The sequence below is a fragment of the Methanosarcinales archaeon genome (genome assembly GCA_014859725.1).
GTDB lineage: Archaea > Halobacteriota > Methanosarcinia > Methanosarcinales > Methanocomedenaceae > Kmv04.
The window spans coordinates 1-20427 of sequence record JACUTQ010000021.1 but is presented as its reverse complement, the minus strand read 5'-3'; the positions used below and the strand labels follow the sequence as shown (position 1 = coordinate 20427).

Here is a 20427-nt window from a genome sequence, read left to right as displayed (position 1 = left end):
TTTAATATCGGAACTGATGAGTTGACTGAAATTAAAGATGGGCTGAATAGTTACACTCAAAGTTTACAAATTAGCAAACTTAATTATTTATTTGGAAAGAAATTCAATAGCATTGGGATTTATATAAAGTTTACATTTCCAATAACATAATATTTATAGGGTCTTGATTAAGCTTTGGCACGATTATGGAAGATGCAGTGAAAAGTCACGGATTATTCAAATATCTATCATCTGTCTATGACATTGTAGCAAAGATATCAATGCTGGGTCAGTATAATAGATTACGGCGTCAGTTGTTGGGTAAGATCAAAATTACAAAAGGCAAACGTATTCTGGATCTGGGGTCAGGGACCGGGTATCTGGGAGAAAAAATGAGCCCTGCTGATGTTGTATCAGTAGATATATCCATTGATATGCTGCGCCGGGCCAGATTAAAATCAAAAGGGGAATTTGTAGTGGCAGATGCTCACAGGCTGCCGTTCAAGGAGGGAAGATTTGATGCTGTGGTCTCCAGTTTTGCCATGCACGAGGTGGCCAGGCCGTTTGAAGCTCTAAGCGAGATGTTCAGGATATTGGGACCTGGTGGGGAGATAGCTGTTATGGATGTGGTGCAGCAGAAAAAGTTATCAAAAAAGATATTGCTGCAGATATATCATACCTTTGTTGAATTGCGCACAGCTTATTATGTAAATATAATGGATATTAAACGTGAATTTAGTGCAAGAACACAGGATTTTAATGTGCAGTTAGAAATGTTTGAACTGGTAGCTCTGGTATGGGGGAAAAAGCGGACGTAGCCAATCATCCACGCTTCTGCCTGATCTTCCTGGCAATCTGCCTGGCGATCTCTGACTTTGCCCCTTTTTTATCCACCAGCACCCGCCCGCTGACTTCCCACCAGGATTTGGGATATGCCTTATCAGGCTCTACAACTGGATTTATTCCCAACTCTTTGGCCGCCGTCTCGATCTCTTTTAACTCCGGGGAGGTAATCGAGAACTTTTTAGAAATGATGCGTCCGCTGCTTCTGCTGTTGGCCTTGTCAATATATGCAGGCCATATCACATATTTATCCCTGTCACGAAGCATACAATTATCTTATGTCATTAATGGAACATGAAGGTTTTTACAGCTAATCCTGTAATATCAGCAGGCTACCAGACCTCTCTTGGATCAGAGATCTCGCCTTTCAATGCAGATGCAGCAGCAGTCTCGGGAGAGGCCAGGTACAATAAACCACCTTTCCCCATCCTACCCTTGAAATTCCGGTTGGACGTGGACACGCAGACCTCACCTTCTGCCAGCACTCCAAGGTGCGCTCCCAGGCAAGGTCCGCAGCCCGGCGGTCCTAATGTGGCCCCGGCCTCTACGAGACTGGAAATATATCCCTTCTCAATGGCCTCAAGCAGAACTGTCTTTGAAGCAGGGATGACTATGGTGCGAACAGCCACAGTGTTCCCCTTCAATATCCGGGCTGCAGCTTCCAGATCCTCCAGCCTGCCGTTGGTGCAGGAACCGATAAACACCTGGTCCACATTGATCCCCACAACCTCATCCACATCGCATACGTTGTCTACCTGGTGGGGTTTTGCTACCTGGGGTGCCAGGCCGTCCACGTCCAGGTTCAGCTCTTCAATATAACTGGCATCCTCATCTGCAAAAATGGGAGAATAAGCCTCGATAGCCCGGCCCTTCAGGAACTCCTCGGTCTTATGATCAGGCGGCACGATCCCTGCCTTTCCTCCCATCTCAATAGCCATATTGCACAGGGTCATCCTGCCTGAAATGCTGAGGGCTTCAATGGCAGAGCCGTAATATTCCATTGCTTTATAAGTTGCACCATCGGTCCCCACGTGTTTTATCACATAGAGTGTCAGGTCTTTAGCCGATATTTGTGGTCCCAGCGTCCCTTCGACATTGATCCTCATGGTATGGGGCACCCTGAACCACAATTTACCTGATGCGAAAATCTCGGCCATATCAGTTGCACCAACTCCCGTAGCAAAAGCTCCGAAAGCACCGTAAGTACATGAATGGGAATCTGCTCCCGCGATCAGTTTCCCGGGAAGGGCAAAACCCTGTTCAGGCACCACTTGATGGCAGATACCTTCCCCTACATCATAAAGGTGTGAGATATTCTGCTCTTTTGCCCACTGCCTGATATTGCGCTGCAGATCAGCCGATATTTCAGTACTGGCAGGGGTTATATGATCAAAAGGTATAACTATCCGCTCAGGATTCCAGACATTTTCGACTTCCATTTCTCGAAACGCCTTCACTGCCAGTACGCTTGTCCCGTCATGAGCCATAGCATAATCCACATTTGCAATTACAAAATCACCTGCATGGGCACTGCTGTTGGATGCTTTGCTGAATATTTTTTCACTGATTGTAGCCAAAACCATAATCTCCAATTGAAATTGATGTATGATGTTGTAGATAACCTGAAATAAATATAACGATCAATAATTGTATGTAATCGAAAACTACTTAGTATGTGATAGAACTATTGATTTGCCCTTCAGGTGATAATTATGCAGTATTCCAGGAACAAATTAGTCGACATCATTAATAAGAGACCAAAAGATATCGAGATCTGTGATGTTACCCTCAGGGACGGTGAACAGACTCCAGGTACAGCTTTTACTTCAAATGAGAAAAAACATATTGCGCAAGAACTTGACAATATTGGCATCGAAGTGATCGAGGCCGGTTTCCCTGTAGTATCCCAGGGAGAACGGGATACTGTGAGGGAAATCTCAAATATGGGTCTTGATGCCAAGATATGTTGTTTATCCCGTGCTGTGATCCCTGATATTGATGTAGCTATTGGCTGTGATGTAGACATTGTCAGCATTTTTATTGCAACTTCTGATCTTCACCTTAAATATAAATATCACAAAACATGCCTGGAAGCTACCGAATGTGCCCTCGGCGCTCTGGAATATGCCAAAGATCATGGGCTTACAGTACGGTTTGCTGCAGAGGATGCCACGCGTACAGATGTTAATACGTTAAAAGGTATTTTCAAGATGGCAGAAGAACGCCATGCAGATTATGTTAGCATAGCTGACACTGTAGGGATATTAAATCCTTCAACTACTGAATATCTTGTAAGTGAAATTAAAAAAGACATCAAGACAGATCTTTGCATCCACTGTCATAATGATCTGGGTATGGCCACAGCCAATACGATTGCCGCTTCAGAAGCCGGTGCGAAACAACTGCATACCACGGTTAACGGAATCGGAGAAAGGGCAGGTAATGCAGCTTTAGAAGAAATATTGATGTCACTACTTGTTCAGTACGGTATTGATAGGTACCAGACCACCAATATTACCAAATTGTCCAGAATGGTTGTTGAATACTCGGGAATAAAATTAGCAAAAAACAAGGCTGTAGTGGGCGATCATGCTTTTGCCCATGAAAGCGGGATACATGTAGCTGCGATTCTTGAAGAACCCAGTACTTATGAATTGTTCTCCCCTGAACTGGTAGGGGGTAAACGCAGCCTGATTATCGGCAAACATACCGGGACAAAGGCATTAAAAGGTATTGTCCAGACCATGGGTTATGACCTTAACCATGACCAGTTATGCAGACTCCTGGATAAGGTCAAGGACTGCACTCATGCAAAACGCGGCATTCCTTGCAAACGTCTGGAAGAATTTATAAAAGATATTATGGCAAGTTGATTAGAAGGGATCTTCAATACAATCTGCACTTTCCACGGGCCAAAATAACAGAAATTCCTTTCTTTTTTAGTTCAGATTGCAGTACTATAGATAATTTTATCTCTTTTATATTCTCAACATTTATTGAAATACACGATTCAGGCACGATACACTTTATCACTTCTGTCATATCGGGTACGTCCTGCCCTCCGGTAAGGGCGGCAATATTATTCTGTAACACAATGACCAGTACATCTTTTTTATGAAATACTGCTTCGATCAAGCCCTGGAGGCCTGTATGTACCAGCCCGTAATCACCAATTAATGCAATGCCCTTTTTATCAAATCCTGTTGCAGTAGCAATGGATGAACCCAGTGAATATGCCATATCTACCACTTCCATAGGAGGCGGGGCGGTCCTGATGGAACATCCAAGATCGCCTGCCACAGGCACCTCAAGCGTTCCAAGAATTTTGTATAACACATTATAGGGGCAGTCTTCACAGATGGTCCTTGAGAAACCCCGGCTTTTAATTGTTTGTGGTTTGCCAGGGCGGATCACGCTGTTATGATGAATATTTTCTAATGCCAGAATTATATCATTGGTTTCGATTTTTTCATGTCCTAGGTGTCCTGTTAATTTCCCAACAATCCCTTCATTTGATAACTGCTGTTCGATAACAGGCTCAGTCTCCTCTATAACCAGTACTCGTGAATGTTTCTTTATAAACTCTTCAATTATAGGTCTGGGTAGAGGGTTTATCAGAGTAAGTGCCAGATGGGACACGTCTTTATATTTTTCAGAAAGCACTTCTTCTATTAATGTAGAAACATATCCGGATGAAATGATACCCATTTCTTTGCACCTGTTATGATAAATATTCATCCCGGTCTTTATTGAGGCCATTAACATTTTTGGATAGGATTGTAAGTGGAATCGCTGGTGTCTGCCCTTGTGAGTATAAGACCATATTTTCCGATCAAATTTTGGAAAGTCTTTTAACTCATTTTTTTTCCTTTCCAGTTTATCTCTAATATTGTTCAATCTTTCAGTAACCCTGATAATTACTGGTGTACTCACTTCTTCTGAGAGCTGGAAGGCGTAGGATATGGATGTATATGCAATAATTGGGTTGGCAGGGTCAAATACAGGGACTTCTGCTAAGAGACCATAATAACGGGAATCCTGTTCATTCTGACTCTTTTCTGCACCAGGATCGTCCCCCGAAATTATCACAACCCCGGCACCGATGGTATGGGTTGCTGAAGTGATAAGGGGATCTGCCAGTATATTCATGCCAACGTGTTTGACAATTACAATTGACCTTTTTCCCACTGCAGAAGCACCCAATGCTGCTTCAAGCGCTACTTTTTCATTGATAGACCACCGCGCTTCTATAGATGAGTCCATTAATAATCCCATTATTTCATTTATGGGATAACCAGGCACTCCTGTGGCAAGGGATACTCCCGAGTCCAGGGCACCCAGTACCAGTGATTCGTAAACTGTATATAATATTGGCATCTGGTTGGAAAAATAGAACTTTTGATATATAAGAATATTCTAAAAAATCAAGGATAGTTGCTTGTTGTAATGATTGGGGGATTTATTGTCCCCCAATAGACCCAATCCCTGCATAAGTATAAAATCTGTTTTCAGACAAATACTAATTATTAATAATGATATTTAATGTATTTATATTTTATCGTGAGTTTATTAAATACACATAAAAGGTGAAAAACGAACCAAAAATAATTAAGCAATAATCATCATCATTTAATTTTAATAACCAGATTATGAGGAAAGTCAAATGAATCAACCAATAATTGTACTCAATTTCAAGACCTATCTGGAAGGTACAGGAAAGAATGCAGTATCAATAGCCCAGTCCTGTAAAGATGTGGCCGATGAGACCGGTGCCAATATTGTAGCAGCACCCCAGATCCCGGATATCTACCGGGTAGCATCGACCGTGGACATTCCAGTCTTTTCACAACACCTGGACAGTGTTGGTGCCGGCAGTTTTACAGGACATATTATGGCCCGGACCATTAAGGAAGCGGGAGCAACTGGAACGCTGATCAATCATTCAGAGCGGCGTTTGGGACTAGCTGAGATCGATGCAGCCCTAACGGCGGCCCGCAGCTCAGGACTGAGTACAATCGTATGTACCAACAACATTGCTACAACCAGCGCGGCATCTGCACTTGGACCTGATTATGTAGCAGTTGAACCACCGGAACTGATCGGTTCAGGCATACCTGTTTCAAAAGCTGACCCTGAAGTGGTCACTGGTTCTGTGGAGGCAGTCAAACAGGTTAATCCTGATGTTAAAGTTCTGTGCGGTGCAGGAATCAGTAAAGGTGAAGACCTGGCAGCTGCCCTTGAGCTTGGAAGCGTAGGTGTGCTGCTGGCTTCAGGTGTAGTAAAAGCCTCTGATCCAAAAGCTGCACTATACGACCTGGTTAGCAGGATATAATAAAAATTAGTGGACTATCTTGGAAATATCAAGTTCCAATATATCCTCTGCACCCAGGGATTTCAATTTTGGGATCAGAATATTGATCTCATTTTTATTAACCACAGTTTCCACTGCATAGTAATCTGATTTATACAGCTGGTTCACTGTAGGTTTCTTCATTGCAGGAAGTGCTTCAACCAGGGCATCCAGTTTATCCTTGTGCACGTTGAGATCGATCAGGACTTTTCCACGGGCTTCAATAACTGCCAGCAGTAATGTCCTGATCTCTTCTATACTTTGACGTTTTTTCGGGTCTTCCCAGCTTTTCTTGTTGGCAATGAGTTTTGTAGACGATTCGGTAATAACATCTACGATCTTCAGGCCGTTCTTTCGGAGTGTGGACCCGGTCTCGGTAAGATCTACAACCACATCCACCAGTTCCGGGACTTTTGCTTCTGTGGCGCCATAGGAAAAGAATATCTCAATTGGAACTCCCAGTTTCTCGAAATATGATTTTGTCAGGTTGGGATATTCGGTTGAAACCCTGCTGTTGGGTTTGATGTCTGCAGCGGTCTTAATTGTCTTATCATCTTGCGGCACGGCAATTACTATCTTTACATTGCCTGCACCTTGTTTACTATAAGGCAAATCCGCCACCTCAACAACATCACTGCCGGATTCTTTTATCCAGTCCAAACCTGTAATTCCGAGATCAAAATATCCCTGGTCAACGTATGTAGGAATCTCCTGGGGACGTAGTATTTTGACTCTTTTTATCCTGGGATCATTTACCTGGGGATTGTATTCACGATCTGTTTTTTTTATCGGAAGGTCTGCCTGTTTGAATAACAATAATGTCTGCTCTTCAAGACTGCCTTTAGGTATTACTATATCTAACATTTATAATCCTCTTAAATATGGGATACACATACGAATGAGTGGACATTAAAGTTTCTATGAGAAAAACCCGTTTAAGATATATTTATATTATTGAGCCCCATTTCCAAGTAAATAAATGGTACTGATTGAACTTACCCCAACTGACATATTTATATTTATTGGACAGCTAGTAGTAATAATTTCATTATCGACCCTATTAATATCATTTATTACTTCCATTCTTATTGTGCATTCATTTATTACCGGGCGATTTTTGTTCCCGAATTTCATGCTTTCAATAATCATATTATTGGAAGGTGTATTAAAAGCAATCTTTCGTCTTGTAAGACTTGATGATTCGATCATTGACAGGACTGCCATCCAGTTACAAAACAAGGTTTCATTTCGCCAGTTCTATAATATCCCAAATAATGAAAGAATAATATTTTTCCCCCAATGCCTGAGAAGCATTGAATGCCCATCAAAATTAGGTCCCGAAGGTCTCCAGTGTATAAACTGCGGCAGGTGTGAAATTGGAAATGCCAAAGAAAAAGCGGAAGATCTCGGATATAAGGTTTTCATTGTACCTGGTTCCAGTTTCATCAAGAGAATGGTGAAAAAATATCGCCCAAAAGGCATTATTGGTATTGGATGCAAGTTTGAAGTTAAGAACGGTCTGGATATGTGTTCCAACATCGGAGTTGTGGGAGTAGGTATGGAACTTGAAACGTCGGGATGCCTGGCTACTGAACTTAATTGGGAAGAATTCTATAAATTACTGGAACTATGAAAAAAATAATTGAAATTGCAGCATTTCAATACCAAATACTCAAACAGTCTGATCATTCTCGAAAGAGTCTGATAAATCGGTGATTAATTTATGAACTATTATAATGATTAAACGTGATAAACTATATATAGATTGACGTGTTATTGTACTCAAGGTGAAATACAATGCCAGAAATTGTAAATATAATTTCAAAAGAAAAAGACCACGTCCGGTCTAGGAAAGTCCAGGCATCGACATATGAATTCACCATAGCCACAAGAGCTAAGTGGGAAATGGTAATTGCAGATGAAAGTATGACAATTGGTAATGGAAAGTTTGAAAAGATAAAGATAAAACCAATTATCCTGCAAAGAGATACACTTGCCATGCCCTGTGCCTTCAATCACCATGCACATGCATCGGTATTGAAACTGGGGGGCAAAGGTGGATGTTCAGCTCCTGTTGAATACGATAGGGTTGTAGAAACAGCTTATATTTTAGGAATCGATTCAGGAGATGTCAAAAAAGGCGATCTGCTGGCAGTTATTAATGTATTCCCAATAATGTTCACCAGGGAAGCTACTATTCCTTTAAATATCGATTAGGAGGTGAGGCATATGGAAACCTGTGTGGTCTGTGGTGAACTTCAGGATTCAAAGCATTTCCCAGAATATAACATTTGCACCACATGTAGCGACCTGCTGGAAGACCTTATGAGCGAATATTTCCTTAGGACGATCAGGCAAAAAGGGAATGATACTCATAAAAACTATCTGAAGTATCTCGAAAAAAGCAGTAATTATATTTCAGATTACAAGAAGATTCAGCAGGGTACAAAACGCCAGATACAACAGGTGGGCGATCGTCTTCGAAGCAAGCTTGAAGAGAACAAACCCAACCAGCGATACCTTGAAATGATGTTAAAAACTCTTGATTGGCTAAAATCTACACCAGAGTTTTACAACTACTATTTCAAGCAATATTATGTATGTCCGACCTGCGAAGCATCAATATTTGAGAATTTTGATAATGAGCAAATAGGAGATTGGTTGATAATATCCTGTAAGAAATGCGGTACTGTGATTAAGAAATATTATTCTCCGAAATTGGTATAGGCAGGAGAATTACTCCTGCTTTTTGCTTTTTTTTTATTTTCATGCCAGAGGTATACCCAAAAAGCCAAGTAAAATGACTATTATTACTCCCGGAACTCCACCAATAGCACATATCAATATTGCTACCAGGTTAATATCAATATTAAACCCGAGATCAAGGGCTCCTATTACGAATTTCGACACAAATAATAATATCAATCCTATAATTGAATTCACAATGAGGTACTTGACCACTTTCATGAAATATACTACAGCTATAAATGCAGCAATGGCGACTACCAGAATCAACAAACCACTTGATGTTATCATTATTATCCATCCTCTTTTTACATTTTAACATCTATATAATATAATTTAGCTTTTATCCCTAATTGTAATATAACTGTCGCCCCATATAAGTCGGTATGATTACTGGAAGAGAAATCCATATATCCAGACCCTGTATAGAGGACCCTAAGCTTTTCATTGCGGAATCAAACTTTGGCCGTGGCCTTGATATGGAAAGGGTATGCACCATTCTAGCTGAATGGGCGGTTCCTGAAATGCGTTGTTCGACACGACTGGGTGTGGCCAGGTTCAGACTTGATGACTGGCAGATTATGATATATAAAAAGGGCCGCGTTGATATAAGAAGGGTCTCAAATCTGGAAGATGCTTCCAGGGCCATCGATCAGGCCGAAAAAATACTGCAAAATGCTTTTATAGATTGAATTATGTCCTAATTTTAATCTGATTTATTAGAATCACTTAATTTCTATCTATACATCCTTTTTGACATTTCATCCATATTGCTGTTGGTTTTGTTGAGTACAGCATTGAGTTTTCGATCTAGATTATCTTCAACGCTTTGAATGTTGATTCGCAATGCCCGTTCCTTGGATTCCAATGTTTCTTCCATTCTTCTTAGCCTCGTATCTATCGAGAGTATCATTAACGCAAGCGAACTTATTAATACCATGGCAGCAAGCACTACAACGGCATCTGCAGTATGGTCTGCGGAGGCAAATCTTGTCATCCATTTGTACGTCAATACAAAGGACGATATAATCATTACAATTGAATAAATAATATCTCTTGTTTCCATCCTTTCATTACCCTCCGAATGGTAAATATACCCATATGAAACGTAACGTATAATAAACCTTTACAAAAGAAGATGATTTTGTCTCCAAATCTATTGCAGATACAAACCATAATCTTATTATTATATATTATGAATTGGAATCTACCTTATAATTTATAACATTAAATGAGGATTTATTATGATAAAGATATTATTGGTCGGTGGAGGGGGACGGGAACACGCCATTGCCTATGCTATCTCAAAAAGTAGGCGCGAACATCAACTCTATGCTGTAATGTCAAAGAAGAACCCTGGAATAGCAGCGTTATGCGAGGACTTTCTTATCAGTTCTGAAACAAACGTTGATGCAATATCAGAATATGCCAAGAAAAAAGAAATTGACATTGCTGTAATTGGCCCTGAATCAGCACTTGCTGCCGGAGTGGCCGATGCGCTTGAGACGTTTGGCATACCTTCGGTGGGACCAAAAAAAGCTGTTGCCAAATTAGAATTCGATAAGGCATGGACCCGTAAATTCATGCAGAAATACCATATTACAGGTCTGCCTGATTTCCAGGTGTTTGATCTAAAACAGGAGCAAGCTGCCCATAAATATGTGGATGAACTGGGGGATGTGGCAGTAAAACCGGCTGGTCTGACAGGCGGAAAAGGAGTTAAGGTCATGGGCGACCAGCTACCTGATGTTGATGCAGCCAAAGCATATGTGAGTGAACTGTTAAAGAACGATATTGTTGTTATTGAAGAGAATCTGAAGGGTGAGGAAGTTACTGTCCAGGCATTTGTGGATGGCACGCATCTGGCCTTTGCACCATCTGTCCAGGACCACAAACGGGCATATGATGGAGACCTGGGGCCAAATACTGGTGGTATGGGGTCTTATAATGATGCGGGACCTCTTTTGCCTTTCATGAACAAGCAGGATTATTCAGAAGCAAAAGGGATCATGCAGGATGTCATTCTCAAGGTAAAAGAAGATACTGGTGAAGAGTTCCACGGCATACTGTACGGTCAGTTCATACTGACCGCCAAAGGTATCAGGGTAATTGAATTCAATGCCCGGTTCGGAGACCCGGAAGCAATGAATGTATTGCCACTGCTTGAGACTGATTTTATTGATATTGCTGAAGCAGTGACCGCGGGTTCACTTGATAACCTTGATGTCCGGTTTTCAAACATGGCGACTGTATGTAAGTACGCGGTGCCTGCAGGCTATCCTGAGAACCCGACCAAAGATGCGCCTATTAATGTGGGTGATACTGGCAGTGCAATTCTGTTTTATTCCAGCGTCTACGAAAAAGAAGCTGTGGTGTATACCACAGGGTCACGGGCAGTTGCTGTAGTAGGGATGGCCGGGACCATAACAGAGGCAGAACAGATTGCTGAGACGGCATTAGCTAATATTTCAGGTCCCCTGGAGTGCAGGCATGATATAGGCAAACAGGAATTGATACAAAAACGTATAGACCACATGAAAGCCCTGCGCGGGGATAATGATAAATAGACCTGCTGTCTAAGACAGTTGGGTAATACTGGAGGTAAGATTTTTGGCAAATATATTATCCATTAGTGATCTGTCCTGTGATGAGATCAATGAACTGCTTGATATGGCAGATGACCTTAAAGCCAAAAGAGCCAAGGGTATGGTTGTTGAAATGCTTAAGAGCAAGAGTTTGGCAATGGTTTTTGAAAAATCATCAACCAGGACCCGACTCTCTTTTGAAGTTGCAATGGCGGAGCTGGGAGGTCATGCATTGTATCTTAATTACCGGGACCTCCAGTTGGGACGCGGCGAGACTGTTGGAGATACAGCCCAGGTTATGTCCAGGTATGTGCATGCCATAATGGCAAGGGTGAACAGTCATAAGACCCTGGAAGAAATGGTCCAATATGCATCGGTACCTGTGATAAACGGGCTGTCTGATATCGAGCATCCCTGCCAGCTGCTTGCCGACCTTCAGACAATACGGGAATATATGGGGAAGTTCGAAGGCTTGAAGCTGGCCTGGATCGGTGACGGGAATAATGTATGCAATTCTGCTATATTAGCAGCAGCAATTACAGGGATGGAGATCAATGTTGCATGTCCTGAAGGGTATGAACCAGATGTTGATATTGTTCAAAAGGGGAGGGATATGGGTGGAAATGTCAAGATCGTGCGAAGACCGGAGGATGCAGCAGAGAATGCAGATGTTCTATATACAGATGTATGGGTATCCATGGGCGACGATGATGAGAGAAAGCAGAGATTGCTGGATTTGAAAGATTATCAGATCAATGAGGAATTAGTAAATATTGCCAAGGATGATTGTATGGTGCTTCACTGCCTCCCTGCTCACCGTGGTGAAGAGATCACAAGCGAAGTACTTACCGGACCTCATTCTGCAATCCTGGATGAAGCTGAGAATCGGCTGCATGCCCAGAAAGCGTTGCTTATTAAGCTGCTTGGCTCAAAATAAAGGCTCTAGGTTGGCTGCCTGCTTTGCTGCCCTATCGGGCAGTGGTGGCATGATGACAAACATGAATTCGTATTTCCTGAATTAATGGACAGGATACAGATTATTAAGCGTCACTAAGGTCTTTCTTGCTTCATCATGTCGTTCTTCTCCCAGACATTTGGCAGCACATTCTTGAAGTTTTTCTTTTTTGGGAATCTTATCAGCCAATTCGAATGCTTCCAAGGCACGATTGATAATACCCTCTTCCAGACATTTTTCACCACAGATAACAAGATCATCTTCAGGCAATGCCCTACCTGCTAACTTGTAAGCTTCCAGACCTGTGCTGAGCTGCCCCTTGTGTAAACAGTAATTTCCGCATATTACCAGCTCTTCTTCAGGTAGTTGTGAACCTGATAATCTGTAGGCTTCCACCGCATGGTGGAGCTTTCCCTTCAGAAGACATTTTCTCCCGGTTTCTATAAGTCTGTCTTTTGAAAGCGAAATACCCAGAACTCTAGCACCTTCAATAGCAGAATAGATCATTTCTTCTTCCAGATATTTGTCAATATAATCCATTAGTGTCTCTTCAGGAATGTCTATTCCAGCAGCTTTTGCCCCTTTAATGGCTTTGGAAATCCATCCTTTTTGAAGGTATTGATTAATATAATATTCAAGATCTTCTTGTGTGATAAGGGAATCCATTAATGCAGCGTCCTTTATTGCTTCTGGCATTCGTCCATTTTCAAGACGTTCTTTTACATGTGCAATTAATTTCTCGTCGTTCATATTTGCCATCCTCTTTAGGTTAGAAAAATTTATGAATTAAATATTATTATATAATATATTAAATTATACATATACTATTTTACATTAACATTTTAGTTCATCCTTTTTATACTTCGAAAATAATGTACCCTCATGAATTCCACTGCCATTGAGACTTTCAACCTGACGCGAAAATTCGATGAATTAATAGCAGTGGACAATATCAGCATAGCGGTCGAACAAGGAGAACTTTTCGGTCTGCTGGGACCCAACGGTGCCGGCAAGACTACATTGATAAATATGCTCTCCACTATGATCCCACCAACCCACGGCAGTGCAGAAGTATGGGGGATAGATGTGGTAAAACAATCCTCAAAGGTAAGACAGAACATAGGCGTGGTATTTCAAGGTACGACCCTGGATGATAGACTCACCGGATGGGAGAACCTGGATCTGCACGGGCGGCTGTATGGCCTGCCAAAAAATATTCGTAAACAGCGGATACATGAGGTAATGGAACTGGTGGAGCTGGGAGACAAAGCGGATGTAATAGTAAAAACATATAGCGGTGGGATGATGAGGCGCCTGGAGATCGCCAGGGGCTTGATGCACCATCCCAAGGTCCTGTTCCTGGATGAACCGACCCTTGGTCTGGACCCACAAACACGCAACCATATCTGGGACTATATTCGCCGATTGAACCAGGAAGAGAATGTTACTATCATGCTGACAACCCATTACATGGAAGAGGCAGATCACCTGTGTGACCGCATCGCAATAATCGATCACGGACGAATCGCTGCCCTGGATACAACTGAGAAGCTAAAAGATGCTCTGGGAGGAGATGTGATCATTTTAAGCGTTGAGGATGATGAAAAGGCCTCTGAATTATGCAAGCTGTACAATACCAACGGCAGTACAAGCAATGTTACCGTGAAGAACACCTGTGTTTTTATTACAATCAAGGATGGGACCCACCAGATACCCCATCTTCTTACAATTGCCTCCAGGGCCGGAATAAATATCCGATCAGTTGATCTTCACAGGCCAACCCTGGATGATGTGTTCCTGGCCAATACCGGCCGGGCTATAAGGGAAGAAGAGAGCAGCAATGTTGATCGGATAACATTCAAACTCCAGGCCAGGAGGCGGTGAATTGGTTCAAGAACCCTCCAACAATACTACTTTTACTGCATTGAATACGGTCTACACTTTGTGGCTGCGTGAAATGATACGTTTCCGCAGGTCCAAAAGCCGGATCATTGGGTCACTGGCAACACCCCTGTTCTTTCTGATCATCCTGGGTTCTGCATTCAACTCGTCGTTCCAGATGCGGGGAGGAGGACAGACTGATAACAGTTTCCTGGCACCCGGTATTATCGGGATGTCTATATTATTCTCATCCCTTACCGGTGGCGTATCCATTATATGGGACCGGGAATTCGGATTTCTCAAAGAGATACTAATAGCCCCTGTACCCAGGTTCTTTGTGGCATTGGGAAAAGCCATAGGTGGAGTGATCACTGCTATGATACAGGGTACAATGATCATGCTGATAGCCGGCTTCGGTCTGGGTGTGGAATACCGATCCTATCTGGGGATGGCAGCCAGTGTAGGTGTCATGCTTCTTATAGGACTGGGATTCATCGGTCTGGGCATTGCCCTTGCTTCCTTGATAGAGAGTCATGAAGGTTTCCAGATGATAATGACCTTTATCACCATGCCGGTGCTGCTGCTCAGTGGTGCATTCTTCAAGATCGGCGATCTGCCGTCATGGCTTAAGACCCTCGTATATCTTGACCCCCTGACCTACGGTATCATGGCACTACGCTATACCTTAATTGGAGAGACCGAAATACCCATTACTATCTGCATTGCAGTAATTACTATTTTTGCAATGGCAACCATAAGTATGGGTGGTTATTTGTTCCAGAAGACGAAAGCCTGATAAAAATTAATGATCAAATTGATTCAGGGTCATCTGGTGCCTCTTGCATTTCTCACCAGGGATCTCTATAGGGTATACACCTGTAAAACAACCCAAACACAGGTCGTCCTCGGGTATCCCCACTGCTTCAACAAGTCCTTCAACACTGACATACCCCAGACTGTCGGCATTGATGAGGGCTTCCACACCTGCCACTGTCTTATATGCTGACACCAGTTCTTCCCTGGAGGCCATATCTATGCCTAAATAGCAAGGTGATATTATTGCAGGGCTGCCGATACGCATATGCACTTCCCGGGCGCCAGCCTTTCGCACCATGTCCACGATCCTGCGGGACGTAGTACCCCTGACAATACTGTCATCCATCAGGATGACCTTTTTGTTTTCCAGGTTCTGCTGAATTGTATTGAGTTTCAACCTGACAGCTGTTTCACGCAGTTCCTGTCCTGGCATGATAAAGGTTCGTCCGATATACCTGTTTTTCATTAAACCTTCTATGTAATCGACATTTGATTTTTTACTATAACCGATTGCAAAAGTAATTCCACTGTCAGGGACTGGTGATATTACATCGGCTTCCACAGGATGTTCTTCCAGTAATTTCTCACCAATGCGTATTCTGGTCTGGTATACAAGCTGTCCATCCATAAAGGAATCTGGCCTGGCAAAATAAATATATTCGAATACACAGTGTGCAGTGTTCTTGGTCTTTGACAACTGGTAACTTTTATACGTGCCGTCCTTGAAGATGATTACCTCACCAGGGTGCACATCCCGAATAAGTTTGCCTCCCAGGGTGTCGATGGCAACACTTTCACTCCCAACCACGTATCCTCCCCCGAATTCACCAAAGCACAACGGTTTAAAGCCCAGGGGATCACGGACGACTACTAAAGTGTCATCTATAAGGATGGTAAGACTGTATGAACCCACCAATCTTTTCATCAATACTTTTACAGCACCTATAATATCATGTTTTAAAAGTTCCTTTACTAATAAATGTGCAATGACCTCTGTATCTGAAGAGGTAAGGAATACCTGACCATCCGCTTCGAACTCGGCTCGCAGCTCAGCGCTGTTCACCAGGTTGCCATTGTGGCCAATAGCAAGTTTTCCATCCCGATAATTCACAATCAAAGGCTGAATATTCTCCGGCGTCGAGCCGCCAGTAGTGGAATACCTGACATGCCCTATACCAATAAAACCTTTCAGGTCTGAGAGGTTATATTTCTTAAAAACATCTGACACAAGCCCCATACCTTTTAAGGTATGGGCCTTCTTGCCATCATGAACGGTGATACCTGTTGACTCCTGTCCACGGTGCTGGAGAGCGTATAATGCGTAGTATATTGGAAGGGCAGCCTGTTCTGATTCCTGGTTATGTAAAACCAGGCCAACTACTCCGCACGCTTCGTGCAATAAGGCTCACCTAAAATAATTAAGTATTATGCGCCGTTCAGACCTGATTTTCTCTGCCATTTATAACTTCTCAGGCGTGGGCTTTTTCCAAATCCACATGAAGTGCACATCTTACTGTGAATGTTTAATGAAACACTGCCGCACCGCCTGCATTTTAAATGTGTACGTTTCTGTCTTTTTCCTTGTGATGGAGTTCCTTTTGACATATTTCTTTCACCGAGATGATAATCATTAATTTTTTTCTATTTAAAAGTCTGCTGAGTATAAATACTTAAACTAAATAATTATTTTGGAGCCTAGTATGGTTTAAGGTGATATATAGACTACGTTGTCTCCCCTAACTACAACAGTCCCGGGTTTCTTTACACTTTCACCGTTTGAAAGTTCTTCAGCATCATTTAATACCAGATTCATGTGGATATCATAACCTTCTAAGGTTCCCCTGAAACTGCGGTCTCCTTTTAATTTTATGATCACAGGTTTGCCCAAGGCATTGTTTAGAACGTCCAACGGTCTATTTCCCATATCTTCTTCTCCTTATATTATGAATTTATTAGTTAAGTAAATTATAATCTATTTATAGATACCAGCAGATTATAATATAATGGTAAAAACTTAAATGTTAAACCATGAATACAACTTCAAAGTAGTAATAAGGATACTTATATTTATCGAATAAATGGAATGAAAAAATTGAAACTGAAATCCAGGCACCAACTCAGGAAAAGCCAGTATAAAGAAATGATCAATAAGATCAGGTCGATATCTGAAGAAACTGGTGATGCGCTTTCCAAAAAACGGCTTGAACTGGCCACTGTTGATGAATATGAATTGCTGCTGGTTGATGGACAGCCTATGTTTTTAATAACAGATGGGGTTCCATTCTTTACTGTAAGAGGAGCATTGGAATTAAAACCTAAACAAAAATTGGTTACTGTAGATGCAGGTGCAATACCTTTTGTAGTAAAGGGAGCTGATGTTATGAAACCGGGGATCGTATCTGTTGATCCTGATATCAAAAAAGGCGATAATGTTATTGTTGTGGAAGAAAACCACGGTAAACCTTTAGCCATCGGCCGCGCATTAGTAGACGCAGATCAATTAATGGGGGATGGTGGAAAGGTCATCAAGACATTACACATGGTGGGAGATAAATTATGGGACATTCAATTGTGAAATTATTTCTGCTAATACGTAGTTCCGAATGAAAACCACTTAGCATCATAATTATATTTAGGCCATTTCGGAAGTACTGACATAACAAAAAAATAGATATACTTTACAAGATAACTGTTACTGGGAAATAGCAATGGTTGCAGTAGAAATCGGCTTGGTAATGTTAATATTCGGGATTGGTTTGTTAGTTGCAGAATCAATGCATCCGGGTTTCTTTATTGCAGTACCAGGCACCTTATTATTGGTGTTGGGATCAATATTGATCATTCTTCCCGATATGAGTGAACAGTGGCTTGCTATCATAATGGTGGCAACAGCATTTGTAGCAGGCGTAGGCACCATATTGTTGTACCGCAAGATAGCTCCTGTACAAAAACCCAGCTCCACAAGTATGGACTCATTAGTTGGCCGGACCGGAATAGTGGTCACGGATATTGAACCCGGTTCCATTAATGGAAAAGTCAGGATCATCAGCCAGATATGGAGTGCTACATCCAATACCGCAATACCCAAAGGCAGGAAAATCGAAGTCGTTCAATCAGAAGGAGTCCATGTAAAGGTTATTGAATTGAATGAATAATAAATAATAGAAAACATGATACAAAGCCTTGAAGATGAGAAGATAGGAGGATAAAATATGGTAGAAATAGGTCTGGGTCTGGGATTGATAATTACTATAGCATTGATTCTGATATTTATAACTGGTGTTACGATCATCCAGCCTTATGAACAGGCCCTGTGGATCGTACTGGGTCGGTATAAAAGACGACTGAATCCAGGGTTCAACTGGGTATACCCGCTGATCAGTGAAGTGATACGCCTGGACCTCAGGACACAGGTGCTGGATGTACCCAGGCAGGAAGTAATAACCAAAGATAACAGCCCAACTAATGTGGACGCAATTGTTTATATCAGGGTGATTGATCCTGAAAAAGCATATTTTGAAGTTGTTAATTACCATATTGCCACTGTAAGTCTGGCCCAGACCACCCTGAGATCTGTAGTGGGTGATATGGAACTGGATGAGATTCTGTATAACCGGGATTTCATCAACACCAAGCTCAGGGACATCCTGGATGAGGCTACTGATGCCTGGGGTGTTAAAGTTGAAGCTGTAGAGATCAGGGAAGTAGACCCGGTCGAAGCAGTAAAATCGGCCATGGAAGAACAGACATCTGCTGAAAGAAAGAGAAGGGCTGCCATCCTCACAGCGGATGGAAACAAAAGGGCAGCTATCCTGGAAGCCGAAGGTGCAAAACAGGCACGGATATTGAATTCGGAAGGTGTAAGGCAGTCCAAGATCCTGGAAGCCGAAGGTGAACGGGTCTCCAGAATATTAATGGCGCAGGGAGAAGCACAGGGTCTGAGGGTTCTCAGCCTGGGTGCTGCACCGCTGGATAAAAAAGCAATTTCAGTGCTCAGCATGAACATGATGAAGGAAATGGCAGCCGGTCAGGCCACAAAGATCATTTTCCCAATGGAAATATCACAGATGCTTAACCAGGTTGGACAGTATCTTGGTGCCTCCACAGGTGTGCCAGAAGTGGGTGATGCAATTGACGTGGAAAGTATTGTGGGCAAAGCCGATGATGTGCTTGGCAGGATACCTAATCCTGATGAGTTGAGAAAGGAAATTGAGAAGATCGAGAAGGCACTGGAAAAGGAAACTGCAGAAACCTTAAAAGCTGGAGAATCTTTTAAAGAAAAGACTTTTTCAGATGAAAAGGAAGGCACACATGTTTTCAAAAAACAGATAGATGAATCTTCTTCTGAAGAATAATCCGGCGAATAGATTTTTTAGGACGGTAAAAAAACCGTCCTTGTTTTTATAATAAATAACCTCATAAGATAGGTACGTGACTATCAGTATACGCAGTGCTTCAGTTGATGATATTCCATCCATTAAAAGGATCTTATCACAGTATATACTTGAGACCGAACTTGTAGATGAGAATATTGACCAGTTCATTGTGGCAGATGATGGAAGAAAGATAGTGGGCTGTGGATATCTGGATACCAGTCAGCAAATAATTGAATTGAGGTCTCTTGCAGTACTGCCTGGATGGAAGAACAAAGGTATTGGTCGCATGTTGTTCGAATATTTGAAGGCTGGGGCTGAAAGAATGACCGAGCGGTTATATGTCAGGACTACATCAGGACGTTTTTTCGAGAAAATGGGATTTACGGTTTTGGATTATTCACAAAAACCAGTGATCTGGCAGGACTGCGCTGAGTGTGATAAAATGGATGTGTGCCTTCAGGTTCCCATGTTGCTGGAGTTAAGATTATGCTGACATTGGGACTGGTGAACACTTACGATAAGATCAAGCTACTGGATGCCCATTACCGCTCCATTGCAAGGGCAGCGCCTATTGCATACAGTTTCGGGTTCGCACTGGCACTGTTCGATTTCCCATTCAAGATGGATGCAGAGGAACTGTGCAGTTTCGTGGCAGATAAGACCACCATAGGAAGATCAGGGCTATACCTGAAGGAGATGCTTGAACAAAACCGCTTCTTTGTGTTCGATCTCCCAAAAAAGGGATTCCAGCCCCAGTTCGGGATACCTGTAGTTACCACTTCCAATCCCGACCCGAAGAAATCTGTTACGCCAGCGGCTTTAGCAAAGGATATAACAAAAGGCAGGTCGTACCTTCTGCTGTTGGGATTGGGACATAAGGGACTGCCAAAGGACTTA

At 42.3% G+C, this 20427-nt stretch carries 26 protein-coding genes; 16 read left to right on the top strand and 10 right to left on the bottom strand.

Annotation, left to right across the window (positions count from 1 at the left end):
* The first annotated feature begins 185 nt into the window (after window positions 1-185).
* Complete coding sequence (locus IBX40_03240) at window positions 186-797, top strand: methyltransferase domain-containing protein (GenBank protein ID MBE0523337.1); 612 nt, start codon at window positions 186-188, stop codon at window positions 795-797.
* Between the two features lie 4 nt (window positions 798-801).
* On the opposite strand, the gene IBX40_03235 is transcribed toward IBX40_03240, so the two are convergent.
* Window positions 802-1089: a signal recognition particle protein Srp19 gene (locus IBX40_03235; protein MBE0523336.1), complete on the bottom strand. Its 288-nt coding sequence runs from the start codon at window positions 1087-1089 to the stop codon at window positions 802-804.
* 65 nt (window positions 1090-1154) lie between these two features.
* Window positions 1155-2399, bottom strand: coding sequence for a 3-isopropylmalate dehydratase large subunit (locus tag IBX40_03230; GenBank protein MBE0523335.1), 1245 nt, complete (start codon window positions 2397-2399; stop codon window positions 1155-1157).
* Between the two features lie 135 nt (window positions 2400-2534).
* Between IBX40_03230 and aksA the strand changes: the two genes are divergently transcribed.
* Window positions 2535-3695, top strand: a complete 1161-nt coding sequence (gene aksA, locus IBX40_03225) for a homoaconitate hydratase (protein MBE0523334.1) — start codon at window positions 2535-2537, stop codon at window positions 3693-3695.
* Between the two features lie 13 nt (window positions 3696-3708).
* On the opposite strand, the gene IBX40_03220 is transcribed toward aksA, so the two are convergent.
* Entirely contained in the window at window positions 3709-5199 is a 1491-nt protein-coding gene (locus IBX40_03220) for an indolepyruvate ferredoxin oxidoreductase subunit alpha (protein MBE0523333.1), read from the bottom strand.
* Between the two features lie 286 nt (window positions 5200-5485).
* On the opposite strand from IBX40_03220, the gene tpiA reads away from it, so the two are divergent.
* Window positions 5486-6154: a triose-phosphate isomerase gene (tpiA, locus tag IBX40_03215; GenBank protein ID MBE0523332.1), complete on the top strand. Its 669-nt coding sequence runs from the start codon at window positions 5486-5488 to the stop codon at window positions 6152-6154.
* A gap of 6 nt (window positions 6155-6160) precedes the next feature.
* On the opposite strand, the gene IBX40_03210 is transcribed toward tpiA, so the two are convergent.
* The gene (locus tag IBX40_03210) at window positions 6161-7036 is read right to left on the bottom strand and encodes an ATP phosphoribosyltransferase (protein ID MBE0523331.1); all 876 of its coding nucleotides are present in this window, start codon (window positions 7034-7036) and stop codon (window positions 6161-6163) included.
* 268 nt (window positions 7037-7304) lie between these two features.
* Here IBX40_03210 and IBX40_03205 point away from each other — a divergent pair, with 268 nt between their 5' ends.
* The 3 genes from IBX40_03205 (at window position 7305) to IBX40_03195 (ending at window position 8899) form a co-directional block, all read left to right on the top strand.
* Window positions 7305-7805, top strand: a complete 501-nt coding sequence (locus tag IBX40_03205; protein ID MBE0523330.1) for a DUF116 domain-containing protein — start codon at window positions 7305-7307, stop codon at window positions 7803-7805.
* A gap of 164 nt (window positions 7806-7969) precedes the next feature.
* Window positions 7970-8389, top strand: a complete 420-nt coding sequence (locus IBX40_03200; GenBank protein ID MBE0523329.1) for a DUF22 domain-containing protein — start codon at window positions 7970-7972, stop codon at window positions 8387-8389.
* 12 nt (window positions 8390-8401) lie between these two features.
* A complete protein-coding gene (locus IBX40_03195; GenBank protein MBE0523328.1) occupies window positions 8402-8899 on the top strand; it encodes a hypothetical protein in 498 nt (165 codons plus the stop codon).
* A 39-nt stretch (window positions 8900-8938) separates the two neighbouring features.
* On the opposite strand, the gene IBX40_03190 is transcribed toward IBX40_03195, so the two are convergent.
* Window positions 8939-9208 carry a pro-sigmaK processing inhibitor BofA family protein gene (locus IBX40_03190; GenBank protein ID MBE0523327.1) on the bottom strand — a complete coding sequence of 90 codons (270 nt, stop codon included), beginning with the start codon at window positions 9206-9208 and terminating at the stop codon, window positions 8939-8941.
* 95 nt (window positions 9209-9303) lie between these two features.
* Here IBX40_03190 and IBX40_03185 point away from each other — a divergent pair, with 95 nt between their 5' ends.
* Window positions 9304-9609 carry a hypothetical protein gene (locus tag IBX40_03185; protein MBE0523326.1) on the top strand — a complete coding sequence of 102 codons (306 nt, stop codon included), beginning with the start codon at window positions 9304-9306 and terminating at the stop codon, window positions 9607-9609.
* 44 nt (window positions 9610-9653) lie between these two features.
* Here IBX40_03185 and IBX40_03180 read toward each other — a convergent pair whose 3' ends face one another.
* Complete coding sequence (locus tag IBX40_03180; GenBank protein MBE0523325.1) at window positions 9654-9983, bottom strand: hypothetical protein; 330 nt, start codon at window positions 9981-9983, stop codon at window positions 9654-9656.
* 181 nt (window positions 9984-10164) lie between these two features.
* Here IBX40_03180 and purD point away from each other — a divergent pair, with 181 nt between their 5' ends.
* Window positions 10165-11484, top strand: coding sequence for a phosphoribosylamine--glycine ligase (gene purD, locus IBX40_03175; protein MBE0523324.1), 1320 nt, complete (start codon window positions 10165-10167; stop codon window positions 11482-11484).
* Between the two features lie 43 nt (window positions 11485-11527).
* The gene (gene argF / locus IBX40_03170) at window positions 11528-12439 is read left to right on the top strand and encodes an ornithine carbamoyltransferase (GenBank protein MBE0523323.1); all 912 of its coding nucleotides are present in this window, start codon (window positions 11528-11530) and stop codon (window positions 12437-12439) included.
* A gap of 81 nt (window positions 12440-12520) precedes the next feature.
* Here the strand turns inward: argF and IBX40_03165 are convergent, their stop codons facing one another.
* Window positions 12521-13207 (bottom strand): hypothetical protein, encoded by a 687-nt coding sequence (locus tag IBX40_03165; protein MBE0523322.1) that lies wholly within the window; start codon window positions 13205-13207, stop codon window positions 12521-12523.
* Window positions 13208-13339: 132 nt separating this feature from the next.
* On the opposite strand from IBX40_03165, the gene IBX40_03160 reads away from it, so the two are divergent.
* The gene (locus IBX40_03160; GenBank protein MBE0523321.1) at window positions 13340-14341 is read left to right on the top strand and encodes an ATP-binding cassette domain-containing protein; all 1002 of its coding nucleotides are present in this window, start codon (window positions 13340-13342) and stop codon (window positions 14339-14341) included.
* A gap of 73 nt (window positions 14342-14414) precedes the next feature.
* Window positions 14415-15134, top strand: a complete 720-nt coding sequence (locus IBX40_03155) for an ABC transporter permease (protein MBE0523320.1) — start codon at window positions 14415-14417, stop codon at window positions 15132-15134.
* A gap of 6 nt (window positions 15135-15140) precedes the next feature.
* Here IBX40_03155 and purF read toward each other — a convergent pair whose 3' ends face one another.
* The 3 genes from purF to IBX40_03140 all read right to left on the bottom strand — a co-directional run bounded on the left by purF (window position 15141) and on the right by IBX40_03140 (window position 17078).
* Complete coding sequence (gene purF, locus IBX40_03150; GenBank protein ID MBE0523319.1) at window positions 15141-16553, bottom strand: amidophosphoribosyltransferase; 1413 nt, start codon at window positions 16551-16553, stop codon at window positions 15141-15143.
* 26 nt (window positions 16554-16579) lie between these two features.
* On the bottom strand, window positions 16580-16759 hold the full coding sequence (locus tag IBX40_03145) for a 50S ribosomal protein L37e (protein MBE0523318.1): 180 nt from the start codon (window positions 16757-16759) through the stop codon (window positions 16580-16582).
* Window positions 16760-16859: 100 nt separating this feature from the next.
* A complete protein-coding gene (locus IBX40_03140; protein ID MBE0523317.1) occupies window positions 16860-17078 on the bottom strand; it encodes a small nuclear ribonucleoprotein in 219 nt (72 codons plus the stop codon).
* 168 nt (window positions 17079-17246) lie between these two features.
* Here IBX40_03140 and IBX40_03135 point away from each other — a divergent pair, with 168 nt between their 5' ends.
* The 5 genes from IBX40_03135 to IBX40_03115 form a co-directional block, all read left to right on the top strand.
* Window positions 17247-17729, top strand: a complete 483-nt coding sequence (locus IBX40_03135) for an RNA-binding protein (protein MBE0523316.1) — start codon at window positions 17247-17249, stop codon at window positions 17727-17729.
* Between the two features lie 133 nt (window positions 17730-17862).
* On the top strand, window positions 17863-18309 hold the full coding sequence (locus IBX40_03130) for an NfeD family protein (GenBank protein MBE0523315.1): 447 nt from the start codon (window positions 17863-17865) through the stop codon (window positions 18307-18309).
* Between the two features lie 57 nt (window positions 18310-18366).
* A complete protein-coding gene (locus tag IBX40_03125) occupies window positions 18367-19509 on the top strand; it encodes an SPFH/Band 7/PHB domain protein (protein ID MBE0523314.1) in 1143 nt (380 codons plus the stop codon).
* A gap of 76 nt (window positions 19510-19585) precedes the next feature.
* Window positions 19586-20023, top strand: a complete 438-nt coding sequence (locus IBX40_03120) for a GNAT family N-acetyltransferase (protein ID MBE0523313.1) — start codon at window positions 19586-19588, stop codon at window positions 20021-20023.
* The coding region (locus IBX40_03115) for a DUF531 family protein (GenBank protein MBE0523312.1) at window positions 20017-20427 on the top strand (411 nt) is incomplete at its 3' end. The genes IBX40_03120 and IBX40_03115, both read left to right, overlap by 7 nt.

Excerpts from the sequence above, each read along its gene's own strand:
- IBX40_03165 (MBE0523322.1), bottom strand. The coding sequence starts at position 13,207 with ATGAACGACGAGAAATTAATTGCACATGTAAAAGAACGTCTTGAAAAT.
- IBX40_03125 (MBE0523314.1), top strand. The coding sequence starts at position 18,367 with ATGGTAGAAATAGGTCTGGGTCTGGGATTGATAATTACTATAGCATTG.
- IBX40_03130 (MBE0523315.1), top strand. The coding sequence starts at position 17,863 with ATGGTTGCAGTAGAAATCGGCTTGGTAATGTTAATATTCGGGATTGGT.
- IBX40_03195 (MBE0523328.1), top strand. The coding sequence starts at position 8,402 with ATGGAAACCTGTGTGGTCTGTGGTGAACTTCAGGATTCAAAGCATTTC.
- IBX40_03190 (MBE0523327.1), bottom strand. The coding sequence starts at position 9,208 with ATGATAACATCAAGTGGTTTGTTGATTCTGGTAGTCGCCATTGCTGCA.
- IBX40_03185 (MBE0523326.1), top strand. The coding sequence starts at position 9,304 with ATGATTACTGGAAGAGAAATCCATATATCCAGACCCTGTATAGAGGAC.
- IBX40_03145 (MBE0523318.1), bottom strand. The coding sequence starts at position 16,759 with ATGTCAAAAGGAACTCCATCACAAGGAAAAAGACAGAAACGTACACAT.
- tpiA (MBE0523332.1), top strand. The coding sequence starts at position 5,486 with ATGAATCAACCAATAATTGTACTCAATTTCAAGACCTATCTGGAAGGT.
- IBX40_03180 (MBE0523325.1), bottom strand. The coding sequence starts at position 9,983 with ATGGAAACAAGAGATATTATTTATTCAATTGTAATGATTATATCGTCC.
- IBX40_03220 (MBE0523333.1), bottom strand. The coding sequence starts at position 5,199 with ATGCCAATATTATATACAGTTTACGAATCACTGGTACTGGGTGCCCTG.
- IBX40_03155 (MBE0523320.1), top strand. The coding sequence starts at position 14,415 with ATGATACGTTTCCGCAGGTCCAAAAGCCGGATCATTGGGTCACTGGCA.
- IBX40_03160 (MBE0523321.1), top strand. The coding sequence starts at position 13,340 with ATGAATTCCACTGCCATTGAGACTTTCAACCTGACGCGAAAATTCGAT.
- aksA (MBE0523334.1), top strand. The coding sequence starts at position 2,535 with ATGCAGTATTCCAGGAACAAATTAGTCGACATCATTAATAAGAGACCA.
- IBX40_03235 (MBE0523336.1), bottom strand. The coding sequence starts at position 1,089 with ATGCTTCGTGACAGGGATAAATATGTGATATGGCCTGCATATATTGAC.
- IBX40_03140 (MBE0523317.1), bottom strand. The coding sequence starts at position 17,078 with ATGGGAAATAGACCGTTGGACGTTCTAAACAATGCCTTGGGCAAACCT.
- IBX40_03200 (MBE0523329.1), top strand. The coding sequence starts at position 7,970 with ATGCCAGAAATTGTAAATATAATTTCAAAAGAAAAAGACCACGTCCGG.
- IBX40_03205 (MBE0523330.1), top strand. The coding sequence starts at position 7,305 with ATGCTTTCAATAATCATATTATTGGAAGGTGTATTAAAAGCAATCTTT.
- IBX40_03210 (MBE0523331.1), bottom strand. The coding sequence starts at position 7,036 with ATGTTAGATATAGTAATACCTAAAGGCAGTCTTGAAGAGCAGACATTA.
- IBX40_03240 (MBE0523337.1), top strand. The coding sequence starts at position 186 with ATGGAAGATGCAGTGAAAAGTCACGGATTATTCAAATATCTATCATCT.